The organism is Neobacillus drentensis (genome assembly GCF_036965645.1).
Taxonomy (GTDB): domain Bacteria; phylum Bacillota; class Bacilli; order Bacillales; family Cytobacillaceae; genus Neobacillus; species Neobacillus drentensis_D.
This window is the reverse complement of the sequence record NZ_JBALPZ010000117.1, coordinates 1-1,132: the sequence shown is the minus strand read 5'-3', so window position 1 is coordinate 1,132 and position 1,132 is coordinate 1. Positions and strand designations below refer to the sequence as shown.

Annotated in this window: 1 protein-coding gene; it reads left to right on the top strand. The window is 32.5% G+C overall.

Features of this window, described 5'->3' with window-relative positions:
• Positions 1 to 135 precede the first annotated feature (135 nt).
• A partial coding sequence (locus V7266_RS20465) for a DUF3231 family protein (RefSeq protein ID WP_335470455.1) occupies positions 136 to 1,132 on the top strand: 997 nt, incomplete at its 3' end.

The following is a 1,132-nucleotide window of genomic DNA, read 5'->3' as shown; positions in this document are numbered from 1 at the left end:
TTCTCTTCTACTCGACTAGTTGAAGATGTAATTAACTTTTGTATAAAAAGAAGAGACTTCGATTTATAGTAAATAAAATAACCCTTAACAGAAAATAATAATTTAAGCCAGCTAGATTTGGGAAGGAATGACAATATGCAAACTGAGAATAACATTAGGTTAACATCAGCAGAAATTTCACAACTTTGGATTTCTTATATGAACGATAGCTTCTCAATCTGTTTTTTAAAATATTTCTTAAATAATGTTGACGACGCAGAAATACGACCAGTTTTAGAGTATGCATTACAATTATCACAATCACATATTCCAAAATTGACAGCTATTTTTAATAAAGAAAACTTTCCAATTCCTTATGGATTTATTGAAGGTGAAGACATTGATATAAATGCCCCACGTCTTTTTTCTGATAGTTACTATCTACGCTTTTTATTACGACAAAGTAACATAGGGTTAAATGCTTATAGTATGGCTGTTGCTTTATCTGTTCGTTCGGATGTAAATAGTTATTATACGGAATGCCTTACGGAAATAGCAAAGTTACATACTATGACAACTGAAATGTTATTATCGAAAGGTCTATATATACGCTCTCCATATATTCCAATACCTAAAAATGTGGAGTTTGTTAAAGAGAAAAGCTTTTTGGCAGGATTTTTTGGTGATGTGAGACCATTATCTGCATTAGAAATAACAAACCTTTACTCCGACATACAACGAAATGCACTTGGAACTGTAACCCTAATTGGTTTCAGTCAAGTCGCTAATAATGCCAAAGTAAAAGAATATTTAATTAGAGGTAGAGATATTGCAAAGAAGCATGTTGAAGTGTTTAGTCAAAAACTAAGTAAAGACAATTTACCAGTTCCAATGGCTTGGGATACTAATATAACGGAATCAACTACCTTTACGTTTTCTGATAAGATAATGATGTTTCAAGTTACATCTTTAAACGCAATTGGAATGGCTTTTTATGGTGCTAGTTTATCTACTAGTCCCAGACGTGATTTAGGTTTAGAGTATAGTCGTCTAATCTCCGAAGTCGGACAATATGCTTCAGATGGATCAAAGATAATGATTGATAACGGATGGTTAGAACAACCACCTCTAGCAAGTGATAGAGATGAGTTAG